At 69.8% G+C, this 17,390-nt stretch carries 11 protein-coding genes; 5 read left to right on the top strand and 6 right to left on the bottom strand.

Going from position 1 to position 17,390, the window contains the following annotated elements; all coding sequences use genetic code 11:
• Window positions 1-9: 9 nt before the first annotated feature.
• Together HEB94_RS44465 and HEB94_RS44460 are read right to left on the bottom strand one after the other, a co-directional pair.
• On the bottom strand, window positions 10-957 hold the full coding sequence (locus tag HEB94_RS44465; RefSeq protein ID WP_192755417.1) for a carbohydrate ABC transporter permease: 948 nt from the start codon (window positions 955-957) through the stop codon (window positions 10-12).
• Window positions 954-2,279 (bottom strand): extracellular solute-binding protein, encoded by a 1,326-nt coding sequence (locus HEB94_RS44460; protein ID WP_192755416.1) that lies wholly within the window; start codon window positions 2,277-2,279, stop codon window positions 954-956. The genes HEB94_RS44465 and HEB94_RS44460 overlap by 4 nt, the downstream gene beginning before the upstream one ends.
• Window positions 2,280-2,606: 327 nt before the next feature.
• On the opposite strand from HEB94_RS44460, the gene HEB94_RS44455 reads away from it, so the two are divergent.
• On the top strand, window positions 2,607-4,616 hold the full coding sequence (locus HEB94_RS44455; RefSeq protein ID WP_192755415.1) for an aldo/keto reductase: 2,010 nt from the start codon (window positions 2,607-2,609) through the stop codon (window positions 4,614-4,616).
• A gap of 129 nt (window positions 4,617-4,745) precedes the next feature.
• Here the strand turns inward: HEB94_RS44455 and HEB94_RS44450 are convergent, their stop codons facing one another.
• The 4 genes from HEB94_RS44450 to HEB94_RS51845 all read right to left on the bottom strand — a co-directional run bounded on the left by HEB94_RS44450 (window position 4,746) and on the right by HEB94_RS51845 (window position 11,898).
• On the bottom strand, window positions 4,746-6,476 hold the full coding sequence (locus HEB94_RS44450) for a hypothetical protein (protein WP_192755414.1): 1,731 nt from the start codon (window positions 6,474-6,476) through the stop codon (window positions 4,746-4,748).
• 153 nt (window positions 6,477-6,629) lie between these two features.
• Window positions 6,630-8,474: a sugar-binding domain-containing protein gene (locus HEB94_RS44445; RefSeq protein ID WP_192755413.1), complete on the bottom strand. Its 1,845-nt coding sequence runs from the start codon at window positions 8,472-8,474 to the stop codon at window positions 6,630-6,632.
• Window positions 8,475-8,582: 108 nt separating this feature from the next.
• Window positions 8,583-10,508: a S9 family peptidase gene (locus tag HEB94_RS44440; RefSeq protein ID WP_192755412.1), complete on the bottom strand. Its 1,926-nt coding sequence runs from the start codon at window positions 10,506-10,508 to the stop codon at window positions 8,583-8,585.
• 73 nt (window positions 10,509-10,581) lie between these two features.
• Window positions 10,582-11,898 carry a Gfo/Idh/MocA family protein gene (locus HEB94_RS51845; protein WP_337918400.1) on the bottom strand — a complete coding sequence of 439 codons (1,317 nt, stop codon included), beginning with the start codon at window positions 11,896-11,898 and terminating at the stop codon, window positions 10,582-10,584.
• 331 nt (window positions 11,899-12,229) lie between these two features.
• Here HEB94_RS51845 and HEB94_RS44430 point away from each other — a divergent pair, with 331 nt between their 5' ends.
• The 4 genes from HEB94_RS44430 to HEB94_RS44415 are packed head-to-tail and all read left to right on the top strand — an operon-like array spanning window position 12,230 to window position 17,352.
• The gene (locus tag HEB94_RS44430; protein WP_337918399.1) at window positions 12,230-12,595 is read left to right on the top strand and encodes an L-rhamnose mutarotase; all 366 of its coding nucleotides are present in this window, start codon (window positions 12,230-12,232) and stop codon (window positions 12,593-12,595) included.
• 16 nt (window positions 12,596-12,611) lie between these two features.
• Complete coding sequence (rhaI, locus tag HEB94_RS44425; protein ID WP_337918398.1) at window positions 12,612-13,796, top strand: L-rhamnose isomerase; 1,185 nt, start codon at window positions 12,612-12,614, stop codon at window positions 13,794-13,796.
• Window positions 13,797-13,847: 51 nt separating this feature from the next.
• Window positions 13,848-15,881 carry a bifunctional aldolase/short-chain dehydrogenase gene (locus HEB94_RS44420; protein ID WP_192755411.1) on the top strand — a complete coding sequence of 678 codons (2,034 nt, stop codon included), beginning with the start codon at window positions 13,848-13,850 and terminating at the stop codon, window positions 15,879-15,881.
• Window positions 15,882-15,897: 16 nt separating this feature from the next.
• Complete coding sequence (locus HEB94_RS44415) at window positions 15,898-17,352, top strand: rhamnulokinase (RefSeq protein ID WP_192755410.1); 1,455 nt, start codon at window positions 15,898-15,900, stop codon at window positions 17,350-17,352.
• Window positions 17,353-17,390 lie beyond the last annotated feature (38 nt).

Here is a 17,390-nt window from a genome sequence, read left to right as displayed (position 1 = left end):
AATTCCCTCCTATGCTCCGCCGTAGTAGACGCGCCGGCCCACCAGACGGAAGACGAGCGCGGTTCCCAGGCCGACGATGATGAAGAGCACCCACGCGATCGCGCTCGCGTATCCAACCTTGAAGAACTGGAAGGCGTTCTGGTACAGGTACAGCCCCGACACGAGCGTCTTGCCGGCCGGGCCGCCGGTGCCGTTGGTCAGCACGAAGACCGGCGTGAAGAACTGGAAGCCCGCGATCAGTCCGGTCACCAACGCGAAGAGCAGGTGCGGACTCAGGAACGGCAGACTCACGTGCCGGAACCGCCGGATGACCCCCGCGCCGTCGACCTTGGCCTGGTCGTGCAGGTCCTGCGGGACGTCCTGCAGTCCGGCCAGCAGGATGATCATCAGGTTGCCGGCGCCCCACGTGCTGAAGATGATCAGTGCCGGCATCGCCCACTGAGGGCTCGCGAGCCAGCCTGGGCCGGTGATCCCGAACCAGCCGAGGATGGTGTTGAGGATGCCGTACTGCGGGTTGAAGACGTACAGCCAGACCACCGCGGACGCGACCAGTGGGACGATCGCGGGAAGGTAGAAGATCACCCGGTAGACCGACTGGCCGCGGACGTTGAGGTTGAGCATGATCGCGAGGATCAGCGCCACCACGATGCCCAGCGGAACGCTCACCACGATGTAGTAGAGCGTGTTGGACAACGAGCTCCACCAACTCGCGTCGGACATCAGGGCTTCGTAGTTGCCGAGACCGAGCCAGCTCGCCGGCTTCATCATGGTCGCCGAGGTGAAGCTGTAGTAGAGGGAGACCAACACCGGGTAGGCCGTGAACCACAGCAGGCCGATGATCGCCGGAGACGTGAAGACCAGACCCCAGAAGAAGTTACGCCGTTGCTGCGGTGTGCTCCGAGGTCGGCCGGTGGCCCGCCGCGTGGCTCGGGTGCTCGTGGTCGAGGTCGTGGTCATACTTCGACCTCCTTCCGGAACCGGTCCCACTCGTCCATGACGTTCTTCTTGACGGTGCGCATCGCCTCGAGCGGCGTGCTCAGGCCGAGGACGGCGTTGCTGATCTGCTCGTCGAGTTGGGTGAAGTAGAAGTCGGCGACGGGCACCGGAGGCCGGATGTTGGTGGCCGTGGTCAGCACGTCGTAGTACGGCGCCATGATCGGGTCGTCGCGGATCTCGTTGAGCACGGCCGCCTTGTTGTAGCCGGGCGGGAAGCCGATGGTGTCCCACTGGGCCTTGGTGCCCTCATCGGTCGCGCCCGCCCATCGCATGAACTCCCACGCCTCGTCCTTGTGCCGTGCGGTCGCTGGGATGAACATCCCCCAGCCGCCGATCCACGCGCCGGCACCTGGACCCTTGGCACCCGGTGCCTGGAACGGCAGCAGGGTGGCGCCGATGTCGAGTTCCTTGACGTTGGCCTTGATGTCGCGGTAGTTCGGAGCGACCAGCGGTGACATGCCGATGTTGCCGGTGCTGAAGGGATGGAGCTGCAGGCCGGGTGGAGTCACCGTCACCCGGTCCGCCCCGCCCACCGACTTGGCGTACTTCACGATCCACTCCAGGGCCTTGATGGAGTACTCGTGGTCGGGGGTGACCTCCTCGCGTTCCTTGTCGAAGAACTCCGCGCCGAACCCGAAGCCCCACGTGAACAGCGAGTTGGAGTATCCGTAGGAATCCCAGGGGATCATGCCGATCTTGGTGACGTTGGCACCGGACTTCCGAAGGATCTTCTGGGAGTACTCGTCGACCTCCTCGATCGTGGTCGGCGGTTTCTCCGGGTCGAGTCCGGACTCCTCGAAGAGGTTCTTGTTCCAGAAGAACGGGAAGTTGGGGTCGGCGTCCCACTGGACCTGCCAGATCTTGTCCTGGTAGGTGATGCTCTCCCAGATCGGCGGGAAGAAGTCGTCCTTGGTGAGGCCGGCGTCCCGATATCGGTCGGTGAGATCGGTCATGATGCCGAGCTCGACCCACTGTGGAGCCTGGGACGGTACGAGCTGGCCCACGTCGGGCGGGTTGTCTCCGGCGATCGCGGTGAAGAGTTTCTGCTGGACGGCACCGCCGCCCATACCGGCCGGCGCGTAGACGACGCGGACGCCGATATCGGGTTGGGCCTCCTCGAACCGTTGGGCGAGTTTGACCATTCCCTCCCCGACGGTTCCGCCCCAGACGCTGTAGACCTCGATATTGGATTTACGGCCAGGCGCTGGTTTCTTGTCCAGGCCGATGTTGGAAATGGGCGGCGTACCTTTGGTGATCGTGCAGCCTCCGGAAAGGAGGCCCATCGCGCTCAGTCCGAGACCGCCAAGGGCCTGAATCGCTCGCCGGCGCGATATGGCTGCGGCCCTGCGTGATGTCGGCATCGCCATCGACCTCCTTTGGTCGTTGCGCTATGCACTCGGTTGTGACCCCGTGTGGGCAGAGAAGACTTGCACTGGGCTCCGCGTCGGGCAAGAGTGGATCACACTGGCGAACCCACGGTGCCGGAATCGAACCACCAGGGTGGTGGAGCGGCTGCGCACCGGAGTCACTCCTGTCCGACTTCGGCCAGCCTGGCGACCGGATGCGGCTCGACGATGAGGTTGTCGACCCGGCCTGGAAGGCTTGGTGGCATGGGACGAGACATCACACGTGCGGACGGGAAGCTGGGCTGGGGAATCCTCGGCCCCGGCAACATCGCCCGCCGCTTCGCAGCAGACCTTCCGGCCTCGAGAACTGGCGTACTCGTGGCAGTGGGTAGTCGCGATATCGACAAGGCAAACAAGTTCGCCGCCGAGTTCGGTGGCGCCCGCGGCTACGGCAGCTACGAGGAACTGCTGAACGACGACGAGGTCGACGCGGTCTACATCTCGACCCCTCACCCGCAGCACGCCCAGTGGGCGATCCGGGCCGCCGAGGCCGGCAAGCACATCCTGTGCGAGAAGCCGTTGACGGTCAACCACGCCGAGGCGATGGCCGTCATCGAGGCCGCCCGCGAGCATGACGTCTTCCTGATGGAGGCGTTCATGTACCGCTGCGTGCCGCAGACGGAGAAATTGCTCGAACTCCTGCGCGAGGGCGCGATCGGGACCATCCACCAGATCGAGGCGTCGTTCGCCTTCGGCTCCCGCCCCAACCCGGGCAGCCGGCTCTGGGACGCGGAACTCGCCGGCGGCGGGATCCTCGACGTCGGCGGCTACCCGGTCACGATGGCGCGCCTGATCGCCGGTGCGGCGGTCGGCAAGCCGTTCGCCGACCCGGAGTCGCTCACCGCCGTCGGCCGTGTCGGTGAGACCGGTGTCGACGAGTGGGCCGCGGCCAACCTCACCTTCGCCGGCGGGGTGTCCGCGCACGTCGTGACCGGGATCCGGCACAGCGCCGAGAACGTCGTGCGCGTCGTCGGCAGCGAGGGCTACCTCGTGGTCGCCAACTCGTGGCTGCCCGGCCGGGACGGCGGCTCCTCCGGCATCGACGTCTACCGCATCGGGGAGGAGGACCGGCACGTCGAGGTGGAGCAGACCCCGCTGTACGCGGCCGAGGCCGACAGCGTGGCCGACCACCTGGCGGAGCGGCAGTCGCCGGCGATGAGCTGGGCCGACTCGCTCGGAACCGCCGCGACGCTGGACAGTTGGCGGCAGGCGATCGGCCTGACCTACCCGTCCGAGCGGATTGACGCCGACCGCCCGACCGTCCACGGACGCCCGCTGGCCCGGCGTTCGGAGCACACGATGCGGTACTCCGAGATCCCCGGTGTCGGCAAGCCGGTGTCCCGCCTGGTGATGGGCGTCGACAACCAGACGGCGCTGCCGCACGCGACGGCGATGTTCGACGACTTCTTCGAGCGTGGCGGTACGACCTTCGACACGGCCTACATCTACGGCCGCGGCATGTGCGAGCGGGTGCTCGGACAGTGGATCAAGAACCGCGGCATCCGGGAGGAGGTCGTCGTCATCGGCAAGGGTGCGCACACCCCCCACTGCGACCCGGAGTCGATCACCCGTCAGTTGCACGAGTCGCTGGAACGGTTGCAGACCGACTACGTCGACGTCTACTTCATGCACCGCGACAACACCGACTACCCCGTGTCGGAGTTCGTCGACGTGCTCGACGAGCACTTCCGCGCCGGCCGGATCAAGGCCTTCGGCGGGTCCAACTGGACGCTGGAGCGGATCGCGGAGGCGAACGCCTACGCGCAGGCCAATGGCCGTCAACCGTTCGTTGCGGTGAGCAACAACTTCAGCCTGGCACGGGCCATGGACGTGCCGTGGGCCGGTTGCCTCGCCGTCAGCGACGACGAGTCGCGCACGTGGCTCGAGACGAACCAGCTCGCGCTGATGCCGTGGTCGAGTCAGGCGCGCGGCTTCTTCACCGGCCGGGCGAAGCCGGAGGACCGTTCCGACGCCGAGCTGGTGCGCTGCTGGTACAGCGACGAGAACTTCGAGCGGCTCGCCCGGGCGCAGGACCTCGCGCAGCGGCGCGGTGTCGACCCGACGGCGATCGCGCTGGCGTACGTCCTGCACCAGGACTTCCCGACGTTCCCGCTGATCGGGCCGCGCGCGATGGCGGAGACGCACAGCTCGCTCGCCGCCCTCCAGGTGGAGCTCAGCCCGGAAGAGGTGCGCTGGCTGGATCTGCGCGACTGACGAAGGCGCACGAGGGACACCCGCACGAGGGGTGATCCCGAGTGCCGAGAGGCGAGGGTCCCGCACACGAGGCTTCGTGTGCGGGACCCTTGTCTGTTCGGTTCGGCCGGTGCGGCTGGGGAGCCCCCCTCAGCGGACGACGGCCACGTGGAAGCGCACACCCTCGGCGGGTCCGGCGAGATCGAGTCGGACCAGGCCGCACAGGCCGCGCCGGTTCTCGAAGCCGTACGGCAGATGCACCATCGCCTCGACCTCCGCGTCGACACCGATCGCGATCTCCTCCACGCCGTGCACGAGCCGAACACCGTCAGGGGTGCGTTCGACGACGGTCTCGGTGCCACTGCCCAGGTCGCGCAGGTAGGGGATCAGCAAGGTCCGGTTGGCGACCACCCCGGGCGTCGACTCCTCGACCTCCACACCGGCCGGTCCGACGGACACCTCGAGCTGGTACGGCGCGCCGTCCTCGCCACGGGCGCTCAGTCGAAGGCCCGCGCCGTCGGCCCGCTCGGTGCCCTCGATCGGCGCGTCCAGGGTGAAGGTCCGCTGGGCCAGCACATCGATCTCGCCGCGCACGCCGCCGGCCCGCGTCGCGCTTCCCAGGTTGAGGAATCCGCCGCTCTCGACGTGCCGCACGCTGGAGGCGAACTGCAGGTGGCGGCCCGGGCCGAAGGTGAGGTCGGTGATGCCGAACCCGTCGTAGGCGGGTGCTGGATCAGCGTTGACCGCGACGGAGTACCGACCGGTGTGGGCGACGCCGCGGAAGGTGGGTACGTGCTCGGCCCGGACGGCGGGCGGGCGTTCCAGGACGGCCGGCTTGTCGGCCCGGAACCCCGCCTGCACCGCACAGGCGAGGAAGGCGAGGGCGAGGTTCGCGTAGTGGCCGTCTCCGGTGTACGTCTCGTATCCGACCCGGTAGCCGGCGGGGAGGAGGTTCTCCACCGGGCTGAAGGTCGAGGCCGGCCGCTGCCAACGCCTCATTGACGTGAACGCGCGGCTCGCGGCCTCGCCCGCCTGCCGCGCGCGGGTGCTGTCGTTGCGGGCCGAGAAGAACCTCTCGGCCTGGGTGAAGAAGGCGATCTGCGCGCCGAGAGTCCAGGTCTGTCCGGTGCTGCGGTGGGCGGAGGCGAGCGAGCCGTCGGACAGCTGGACGGCGAGGCTGCGCGCGAGGCCGGTGGCCATCAGCCGCTCCAGGTCCTCGCGGTGGCGACCGTCGTACCCCTCGACCAGCAGGTCGGCGATGTGGAAGCGGGTGAACAGGTCGTAGGAGTTGGGCTTTCCGGGCTCGAAGTAGAAGCCGTCGTCGGGTCGCAGCAGGTCGGCGAGAAACTCGCCGAGCCAGCCGTCGACGTCCTTGACTGTGTGAGGTGAGAGCCCTTCGCGGATTCGGATCCACTCCCCGGACAGCCACACCGAGGCCCAGTTCGACGGGGGACGAGATCGAAACGACTGGGTGATGTCGACGGCCGCGATGCGTTCGGCGAACTCCGCGCTGCGCTCGTCGCCCGCGTCCCGCAGGATCCGGAACGTCTTCAGGATGGGCGGCCAGGTGAAGTCGCGGTGGTTGGAACGCCGGACCGAGCCGTTCGCCCGGGAGAAGGACGACCCCGTGGGCTCGAGCGTGGGGTCCGCGGTGTGGGTGAGGGCGGCGTCCAGCGCGCGGCGTGCGTTGTCCAGGTGGCGCGCGCGCTCCGCCGGGGGGCCGGTCACCGCAAGGACGGCCTGACACAGCGCGTGATAGGCCGTGCCGTACTGCGTCGGCTCGTCGAAGACCGGGTCGTGCAACTCGCCGGAGCCTTGCAGGTAAGGCGAATAGCTCTCGACGCCGGCGGTGAGGACGTCGAGCGGAGATGGGCTGGTCATGAGACCAGCAGCCTACGCACGTCCGCGCCGCGAGAGCCGCGCGGGCCGGCGCCGTGACCGAGGCCGGACGGGGCCTGGCCAAGACCGGACGCGCGATCGGTCGTACTCCGCCGGCGCCGGACGGGATGCCGGCGCCGACGGCGTACGTGCGGGTCAGCCGTTGCGCTTCTCGATCGCGGCGGTACGGGTCTGGGCGGCCCGGACGCGTTCCAGGTCGAACTTCTCCGACCGGTCGAACCGGTAGACGCCGTTCTGCTCCTGGTGGACGTCGGTCAGCTGGGTGTAGCAGTAGCCGAACATGTCGGGGTCGTCGAGGAGTGCGGCGACGAGGCCCTCGAAGCGGGTGTAGAACTCCTCCAGGGTCCGGCAGCGCTCGCCGTATCCCCAGGAGTTCTCCTCCGGTCGGGCGTCGGGGTTCCACCAGATGCCGCCGAACTCGCTGCAGAAGTAGGGCTGTCCGGCGTAGGCGACCGACCACGGCCGGTCGGCGCCGCCGTCGTTGGTGTAGGGCTTCCCGTCCGCGAGGCCCTTCATCGCCGCGGCGAACTTCACCGGGTCCTGCTCGTAGTTGTGCGAGTCGTAGATGTCGGCCTCGCGCACCCGGTGGGAGTAGCCGGAGCTGTCGAGCACGGGGCGGCTCTGGTCGGCGGCCTTGGTGGCGAGGAACATGCCCCGGGTGACGTCGTCGAGCACCGTCATCCGGTCGTGCAGGTGCTGCCGCGTCTCGTTGAGCGGGCACCAGCCGATGATGGAGGGGTGGGAGTAGTCGCGCTCCACGGCCTCCAGCCACTGGGTGATGTAGGTCGCCGTCGGCTGCTGGTTGTCGCCATCGCGGCCGACGTTGCACCCCCAGTCGGGGAACTCGCCCCAGACGAGGTAGCCGAGCCGGTCGGCGTGGTAGAGGAAACGCTCCTCGAACACCTTCTGGTGCAGGCGCGCGCCGTTGAACCCCGCCGCGACCGAGAGTTCGATGTCGGCGAGCAGCGCGGCGTCGTCGGGCGCGGTGAGGATGCCGTCGGGGTAGTAGCCCTGGTCGAGGACGAGGCGCTGGAAGACCGCTTCGCCGTTGAGCAGGACGGCCTTGCCGTCGATGGTGACCGAACGCAGCCCGGCGTAGCTGGTCGCGGCGTCGACGACGTTGCCCTCGGCGTCCTGGAGCTCGAACGCGAGGTCGTAGAGGAAACCGTCGCCGACGGACCACAGCCGCACCCGCTCCGCCGGGATGGCGAGGGTGAGGCGCACGGCGAGGTCGAGGTCGGCCCGGGCGCGCGCGGTCGCGACGACGCCCTCACCGTCGGACAAGGTCGCCTTGACGCCGAGGCCGCGCCGTGGCCCGGCGAGCGAAACCTCGACGTGGAAGGCGCTTGCGGCGACGTCCGGCGTCACCTTCGGCCGGCGCAGGTGGCTCTCCGGGACGGGCTCGAGCCACACCGTCTGCCAGATGCCGGTGGTGCGGGTGTAGTGGCAGTCGTGGTTGGCGTAGCGGTCGGACTGCTTGCCTCGGGCCTGCGGGCCCGCCTTGTGGTCACGAGCCCGAACGACCAGCGTGACCTCCTGGCCGGCGACCTCGCCGAGGTCGGCGCTGAACGGCGTCGAGCCGCCGCGGTGCCACGCGACCTCGACTCCGTTGGCCCAGACGGTGGTGTCGTGGTCGACCGCCTGGAAGTGCGCGAGCACCTTCCGGCCGGCCCATTCGGCCGGGACCTGGACGGTGCGGCGGTACCAGACCGCCTCGAGGAAGTCGACGTCGCCGATCCCGGACAGCTCGGACTCCGGGCAGAACGGCACCAGGATCTCGGCGCCGAGCTCCCGGTCGACCAGGCCACGCTCCAGGCCGGAGTCGCCGCGGTCGATCTCGAACTGCCAGCGCCCGTTGAGGTTGAGCCAGTCGGGGCGGACGAACTGCGGGCGGGGGTACTCGGGTCGGGGCAGGCCGGCGTCGGTCGGGTTCGCGGCGGCGCCGCCGGTCGCGGACGAGGTGGGGGATGCCTCGGGCACAGGGACTCCTGGAGTCGCGGTTTGAATCTTCTACATCGCTGTAAAGCCGATCTTCTCAGAACCCGGTGAGGGTTCCGCAAGGATCGATCCGCTGTCCGGGCGGCCGATTCAGCGCAGGTGGCGTTCCCACCAGTCGAGGATCGCGTCGAAGCGGGCGATCCGGTGGCTCGGCAGGCCGGAGCGGGACAGTTCGTGGCTCTCGGCGGGGAACAGCAGGAGTTCGGCCTCGACACCCCGGAGCTTCAGCGCGACGAACAGCCGCTGCGCCTGCTCGATCGGACACCGCCAGTCCTGTTCGGAATGGATGATCAGCATCGGGATCTCGATCTTGTGGGCGTGCGACAGTGGACTCTGCCGGGCCCGTTGCTCCGGGTCGCCGTAGTACTGCTCGCCGAAGAACCAGCCGATGTCGCTGGAGCCGACGAAACTGTCGAGGGCGTTGACCGCGCGTTCGCTGATCGCCGCGCGGAAGCGACCGCTGTTGCCCGCGAGCCAGGTGGTCATGAACCCGCCGTGGGACCCGCCCATCACACCCACCCGGTCCGAGTCGAGGTCAGGGGCGGTGAGCGCGTGGTCGAGCAGCGCGTGCAGGTCGGTGGCGGACACCTCGCCGACGTTGTGACGGATGGCGGTGCCGTGCGCGCGACCGTAGCCGGAGGAGCCGCGGGGGTTGCCCATCACCACGGCGTATCCAGCGCCGGCGTAGACCTGGGCCTCGTTCAGCAGGGTCCAGCCGTACTGTGCGAACGGCCCGCCGTGGATCATCAGCAGGACCGGGTGTGGACCCTCGCCGTCGGGCCGCACCACGAAGCCGTGCACGGGGTAGCCGTCAGGGGCGGTCGCGGTGATCTCCTCGACGGGCCGGACCCGCCCGGTCGAGAAGAGTTCCTCGCCGAACGACGTCAGCGGGCGCTCCTCCCCGTCGCTGACGACCACCACCTCGCCCGCGTCGGTGCCGGTGGTGACGGTGGCCACCACGACCCCGGCCGCCTCGTCGTAGCCGGTGGCCTGCCGCGTGCCGGAGAGGACCGGACGTGGCTCACCACCGTCGAAGGGCACCAGCACCAGGTCGATCGCGCCGCGGTTCTCGTTGCCGAACAGCACGCCGTCGGTGGTGACCACGGTGCGGGCGGGCGCGGCACCGAAGTGGTAGCGCTCCGGGTCGGTGAGGCGCCGGGGTGGCTCGGTCCCGTCCACGGGTACGACGAACAGCCCGGTCAGCCGCGCGACGAAGTCGCGGCCGTCGGGGCCGAGGTCCTCGCCGAGGAAGTACAGCGTCTGCCCGTCGGGCCCGAAGGCCGGTTGCGCGACGTTGAGCGTCGTGTCGGTGACCCGCCGCAGTCCCTCACCTTCGGGCGTGCAGACGAAGACGTCCCTGCGCAGGTCGACGTCCCGGCTCTCGTGCCGTGCGGAGGTGAAGGCCAGCAGCGAGGAGTCCGGGCTCCAGGTCACGTCCGCGTGGTCGAAGTCTCCCGTGCTCACCTGGAGCGGCGTCGGCTCCTCGACGAAGGGGTCGAGGACGAACACGTGCGGCCGGCGGTCGAGAACGAAGCCGGTGCTGTCGAGTCGGTAGCGCAGGGTGGTGATCCGGCGCGGTGGCTCCTGCTCGGCGCCGACGTCCTCCTTGGTGCCGTACCGCCCCTCCTCCGGAACCCTTGTGACGTAGGCGATCCGGGTCGAGTCGGGGCTCCACACCGGCGCGCCGACGCCCAGCGGGTGCTGGTCGTCGGAGGTGACCTGCCGAGCGTCGCCGCCGTCGGTGGGCAGGACGTACAGCTGGGGCTTCCCGTCCTTGGCCGCGCGGACGAACGCGAGGAAGCGGCCGTCGGGGGAGAAGCGCGGGGCGGAGTCACGCCACCCGTGGGTGAGCGGGCGCGCCGGGCTGGAACCGTCCGTCCGGACCGTCCACAGCTGGGCGCGGTAGGTGTCCTCGTCGAGGTCGAGCCGGGTCACCGAGACGACGGCGGTCTGCCCGTCGGGAGACAGCGCTGGTGCTCCAGGGATCCGCAGAAGTGCGAGATCAGCAGGCTTCATGTCGCGCGACTGTAGTCGGAGTCACCTGGACGGTCGAGAGACTGATCATGAGCGGACCCGCCCGGCCGCGCGCTCAGCCGACCGTGACCGCCTCCACCGGCTCGACCGTCCCCGCGTGACGGGCGCGCTCGGCGGCGAACACCGCGAGGTGGGTCTCCAGGGACTCCAACCCGCCGGAGCGGATCAGGCCGGGGTCACCCGCCGCCAGGGCGGCGATGAAGGAGTCCACCAGCCCCGCGTCGCCACCGCCGTGACCCGAGCCCGCGTCCGACCCGGTCGCGGCGACCGAGAGCACCTCGGTGCGGTCGGTCAGGAAGTCGAAGACCCGCACGTGTTCGCCGTCGCAGTCGAGGCTTCCCTGCGTGCCGAAGATCTGCGTACGCCGGTGCCCCTTCTCCGCGAACGCCGTCATCGTGAAGGTGCCGGTGACGCCACCCGCGAACTCCAGCGAGACGACCTGGTGGTCGACCACGTCGTTGTCGCACCGGTAGACGCAACGGCCGTAGGGACCGGTGGCGAGGGCCTTGGTGACGCCGTCCTCGGTGAGGTCGTCGGTGACTGTGTGCAGCGGCCAACCGGTGTCGCCTCGTCGGATCTGGCCGAGGTAGAGCTTCTTGGCGGAGTAGGCGCAGGTGGACTCGACGGCACAGTCCAGGCAGCGCTCGGCAGCACCGGCGGGCTGGTTCTCCGGCCGGAAGTGGGAGAGCCGGCCGAAGCTCGAGACCCGCTCGATCGGCGCGCCCACCACGTAGCGCAGCCAGTCGATGTCGTGACAGGACTTCGCGAGCAGCATGGACGACGACTCGTCCTCACGTCGCCAGTTGCCGCGCACGTAGGAATGGGCGACGTGCCAGTAGCCGACAGGCTCCAGGTGCTGGACGCTCATGATGTCGCCGAGCCGACCGGAGTCGATCACCTGCTTGACGAGCTGGGTGTACGGCGTGTAGCGAAGAACATGGCATACCGCGAACATCACGCCGGCCCGGCGTACGGCGTCGACCAGGGCCCGGCAGCCCTCCTCATCCGGTGCCATCGGCTTCTCCACCATCAGGTGGTAGCCCTGGTCGGCGAGTGCGACGGCCGGCTCGACGTGGTCGTGGTCCTGCGTCGCGATGATGGCGGCGTCGGCGAGCTTGCCCGCGGCGACGAGGTCCCGCCACGAGGTGAACGTCTGCTCGGCCGGGATGCCGTGGGCTTCGGCGAGAACCTTCCGTTGGTACTCACGCGGCTCGGCGACCGCGACGATCCGCACGCGCTCGGGGTGCGCCGCCGCCCACCTCGCGTACGCGGAGCCGCGGTTGCCCGCGCCGACGACGGCGATCGTGACGGGGCGGCCGGTGATCCCGGTCGCGGCGAGCGCGTCGGTCGCGGGAAGGGTCTGGTCGGTCACGGGCTACTCCAGGAGCGATCGGAGTGGACGACTGGAAGGTCGGGGGCGGAGTCACGCCAGTGGAGCTCCTTGCCCCGATGGTGTCAGGCGGTTGCGCACAGCCGCGCACTACCCAGTAGGACAAGGTGTTCTCATCCACCCCGGCGACCAGGCGAACACGAGCAGTGCCGTGCCGGAAGCGGTGCGGTACGACGGGCGCGAGGAGCCGGAGGAGCTGGTCCGACCGGCGTTCCGGATCTGGCCTGTCCTGACCGGGACCCTCCCGTTGACCCTGTCCGCATGCCCTCCCTACCATCTATGAAACGATTCAGACGCCGCCGCTCGACGAGCGGTGGAAGGGGTGTCCCGCGAGGTTTCGACGGAGAGAGGCGGTGCCGTGCAACGGGTGTGCTTTCTCCTGAGGGTCAGGCCTGATCGTCTCGACGAATACAGGGAGCGTCACCGGGCCGTCTGGCCCGAGATGCAGCAGGCTCTGCGTGAGACCGGATGGCACAACTACTCGCTCTTCCTCACCGACGACGGCCTGCTGGTCGGTTATCTCGAAACCGACGACTTCGAGGCCGCGCGGGCGGGTATGGCTGAGCGTGAGATCAACCGCCGTTGGCAGGACGAGATGGCGGAGTACTTCGAGGAACTCGAGTCGGGCAGTGCCGACACCGACATGCGACCGCTCACCGAGGTCTTCCACCTCGACTGAGCCGGCTGGACGGGAGATGAGTGGTATGGCCGCCAACGCCACCGCCGAAAGTGTCAAGTCCGCCCTGCGCGCCCAGCACATCGAGACGCCGTCCTGGGCCTACGGCAACTCCGGCACGCGGTTCAAGGTCTTCGCCCAGGAGGGCGTGCCGCGCAACGCCTACGAGAAGGTCGACGACGCGGCCCTCGTACACAAGCTCACCGGCGTCGCGCCGAGCGTCGCCCTGCACATTCCCTGGGACAAGGTCGACGACTACGCCGACCTCGCCGCCCACGCGAAGGACGCCGGCATCGCGCTCGGAGCCATCAACCCCAACGTCTTCCAGGAGGACGACTACCGGCTGGGCAGCGTCTGCAACCCCGACCCGGCGATCCGCGAGAAGGCGCTCGCCCACCTGCTCGAGTGCGTCGACATCATGGACGCGACCGGGTCGTCCATCCTCAGCCTGTGGTTCGCCGACGGCCTGAACTACCCCGGGCAGGACTCGCTGCGCGCCCGTCAGGACCGCCTTGCCGAGGCCCTGACCGCGACGTACGAGCGGCTGGGCGCCGACCAGCGGATGCTGGTCGAGTACAAGTTCTTCGAGCCGGCGTTCTACGCCACCGACATCCCCGACTGGGGCACGTCCTACGCCCACTGCGTGACCCTCGGCGAGCGGGCCCAGGTGCTCGTCGACACCGGCCACCACGCTCCGGGCACCAACATCGAGTTCATCGTGGCGTTCCTGCTCCGGCAGGGCAAGCTCGGCGGCTTCCACTTCAACAGCCGCTTCTACGCCGACGACGACCTGATGGTCGGTGCGGCCGACCCCTTCCAACTGTTCCGCATCATGCACGAGATCGTCCAGGCCGGTGCTCTGGACGCCGCCGCCAACGTCGCGTTCATGCTCGACCAGTGCCACAACCTCGAACCCAAGGTGCCGGCCATGGTCCGCTCGATCATGAACGTCCAGGAGGCGACCGCGAAGGCGCTGCTCGTCGACTCCGACGCGCTCGCCGCCGCGCAGCGCGACGGTGACGTGCTCGGCTCCAACGCCGTGCTGATGGACGCCTACAACACCGACGTGCGTCCGCTGCTGCGGGAAGTACGCGAGGATCTCGGCATCGACCCCGACCCGATCGCGGCCTACCGCGCCAGCGGCCACGCCGAGCGGGTCCGAGAAGAACGCAAGGGCGGCCAGGCCGCCGGTTGGGGCGCATGATCACCGCGGCCCCCGCCGGACCAGGTCGAATGACGGCAGAAGAGAGGCAACATGCGTCCTGAGGTCGCGAACCTGCTCGAGCGCAGCCACCGGCTCGGCTCCGACCCGCGGATCACCAACTACGCCGGCGGAAACACGTCGTGCAAGGGCGCCGAGGTCGATCCCGTCACCGGTGGCGAGGTCGAACTCCTGTGGGTGAAGGGTTCCGGTGGCGACCTCGGGACCCTCACCGAGAAGGGGCTCGCCGTCCTGCGGCTGGACCGGCTGCGCGCGCTCGTCGACGTCTACCCCGGCGTCGAGCGTGAGGACGAGATGGTCGCGGCGTTCGACTTCTGCCTGCACGGCAAGGGCGGCGCCGCGCCCTCCATCGACACCGCCATGCACGGCCTGGTCGACGCCCCGCACGTCGACCACCTGCACCCCGACGCCGGGATCGCGTTCGCGACCGCTGCCGACGGTGAGGCGCTGACCAAGGCATGCTTCGGCGATCGGGTGGCCTGGGTGCCCTGGCGGCGTCCCGGGTTCCAGCTGGGTCTCGACATCGCCGAGATCAAGCGCGAGCACCCGCAGGCGATCGGCGTGATCCTCGGCGGGCACGGCATCACCGCCTGGGGCGCGACCTCGCAGGAGTGCGAGGCGAACGCGCTGGAGATCATCCGCTCGTGCCAGGCCTACATCGACAGCCATGGCCGGACCGACCCGTTCGGTGCGGTGGTCGAGGGGTACGCCCCGCTGCCCGAGGTCGAGCGCCGTGCCCGGGCGGCCGCCCTGCTGCCGATCGTGCGCGGTCTGGCCTCCACCGACCGGCCGCAGGTCGGGCACTACACCGACAGCGACGTCATCCTCGACTTCGTCTCCCGCGAGCACCACCAGCGGCTCGCCGCGCTCGGCACCTCCTGCCCGGATCACTTCCTGCGCACCAAGGTCCGTCCCATGGTGGTCGACCTTCCGCCCACCGCGGCGCTGGAGGACGTGGTGGCGAGGCTGCGGGAGCTGCACGTCGCCTACCGTGAGGACTACCGCGCCTACTACGAGCGGTACGCCGACGACACCACGCCGGCCATGCGGGGAGCCGACCCGGCGATCGTGCTCGTCCCGGGCGTCGGCATGTTCAGCTTCGGCAAGGACAAGCAGACGGCCCGCGTCGCGGGCGAGTTCTACGTCAACGCGGTCAACGTCATGCGCGGCGCCGAGGCGATCTCCACCTACGCGCCGATCGAGGAGCGGGAGAAGTTCCGCATCGAGTACTGGCTGCTGGAGGAGGCGAAGCTCGCCCGGATGCCGGCGCCCAAGCCACTCGCGACCCGGGTCGCCTTCGTCACCGGCGCGGGCTCGGGCATCGGCCGCGCGATCGCCGAACGCCTCGCCAGGGAAGGCGCCTGCGTCGTCGTCGCCGACATGAATGCCGAGACGGCCCGCAAGGTCGCCGAGGAGATCGGGAGCAGCGACCTGGCGGTCCCCGTCACCGTCGACGTCACCGACGAGGACCAGGTGCGGGCAGCGCTGGCGGAGGCCGCGCTGGCCTTCGGCGGGGTCGACCTCGTGATCAACAACGCCGGCCTGTCGATCTCCAAGTCCCTGCTCGAGACGACCGTGGACGACTGGGACCTGCAGCACCGGGTGATGGCGCGCGGCTCCTTCCTGGTGGCCAAGGCCGCCGCGGCAGCCATGATCGGGCAGGGCCTGGGCGGCGACATCGTCTACATCTCCAGCAAGAACGGCGTCTTCGCCGGACCGAACAACCTCGCCTACGGCGCGGCGAAGGCCGACCAGGCACACCAGGTCCGGCTGCTCGCGGCCGAACTCGGCGAGCACGGCATCCGGGTCAACGGCATCAACCCCGACGGTGTCGTTCGCGGGTCCGGGATCTTCGCCTCCGGCTGGGGAGCCCAGCGCGCGGCGGTCTACGGCGTACCCGAGGAGCGGCTCGGCGAGTACTACGCGCAGCGCACCCTGCTGAAGAAGGAGGTCCTGCCCGAGCACGTGGCGGCGGCGGTGTTCGCTCTCACGGCGGGCGACCTCGCCAACACGACCGGCCTGCACATCCCCGTCGACAGCGGCGTCGCCGCGGCATTCCTACGGTAGGGCGGAGGCGCGACCCATGAAGGGCACGGAGCTACGCGCGGCGGCGGTGGATCTGGGCGCCTCCAGTGGGCGCGTCCTCGCCGGAACGGTCGGACCGGACCGGTTGGAGGCGACTGTCCTCCACCGGTTCCCGAACGACCCCGTTACTGTCAACGACCGGTTGTCCTGGAACCTGGACGCCCTGTGGGAGGGCGTGTCGACCGGGCTCCGTGGGGCCGCGGCGGCCGGTGTGACGTCGGTCGGCATCGACTCCTGGGGCGTCGACTACGGCCTGCTCGACGAGTCGGGCGCTCTGCTCGCCTCGCCGGTGCACTATCGCGACAGCCGCACCGACGGTGTGATGGAGCGGGTCCGGGCCGAACTCGGTGCCGAGACGATCTACGCCACCACCGGGCTGCAGTTCATGGCGTTCAACACCGCCTACCAGCTGCTCGCGGAGGACCCGGAGCTGCTGGCCCGGGCGAGCACCCTGCAGATGGTGCCGGACCTGCTCTGCCACCGCCTGACGGGCACGGTCGGCGCCGAGCGCACCAACGCCTCCACCACCCAGCTCTACGACGTGACCGCGGGCGGCTGGGCCGACGACCTGATCGACAAGCTCGGTCTGCCGCGGCGGCTGTTCCCGGTGTTGCGTGAGCCCGCCGACGTCCTGGGGCCGCTTCACGCGGATCTCCGGGCGTTCCTGGGGATCGGCGACGGCCTCGTCGTGACCGCCGTCGGCTCCCACGACACGGCCTCGGCCGTCGCCGCGGTTCCCGCGCGGGACGAGCACTTCGCCTACGTCTCCTGTGGCACCTGGTCGCTGGTCGGGGTGGAGTTGACGGCGCCGGTGCTGTCCGCGGACAGCCTCGCCGCCAACTTCACCAACGAGGTCGGCGTCGACGGGACGATCCGCTACCTCCGCAACGTGATGGGTCTGTGGCTGCTCCAGGAGAGCCTGCGGACCTGGCAGGAGGCCGGGACGCCGGTCAGCCTGCAGCAGGTCCTCGCCGAGGCCGCCGAGCTACCGGCGCTGCGCAGCGTGGTCGACGCGGAGTCGGAGGAGTTCTTCGCGCCCGGCGACATGCCGGACCGGATCCGCGCGCACTGCCGGGCGACCGGTCAGCCGGAGCCGGGGACGCCGGGCGAGGTCACCCGGTGCGTCCTCGACAGCCTCGCCCTCGCCCACGCCCGTAACGTCGCCGCCGCGCAGCGGCTGTCCGGGCGCCGGGTCGACGTCGTGCACGTCGTCGGTGGCGGGTCGCAGAACACCCTGCTGTGCCAACTCACCGCCGACGCCTGCGGGCTTCCCGTGGTGGCTGGTCCGGTCGAGGCGACCGCACTCGGCAACCTGCTGGTCCAGGCCCGGGCGCACGGCGTCCTCGCCGGACGGGCCGAGGGCCGGGACGTGGTCCGCCGTACCCAGGAACTCCACACGTACGAACCCCGCAACCACGACCGCTGGCGCGACGCTCTCGCCCGCGTCTCCTGAGCGCCGCCCGGCGACGTTCGCAGGGGTAGACCGGAACC

Source organism: Actinopolymorpha pittospori (assembly GCF_014873875.1).
GTDB classification, from domain to species: Bacteria; Actinomycetota; Actinomycetes; order Propionibacteriales; family Actinopolymorphaceae; genus Actinopolymorpha; species Actinopolymorpha pittospori.
This window is presented reverse-complemented; position numbering and strand designations above follow the sequence as displayed.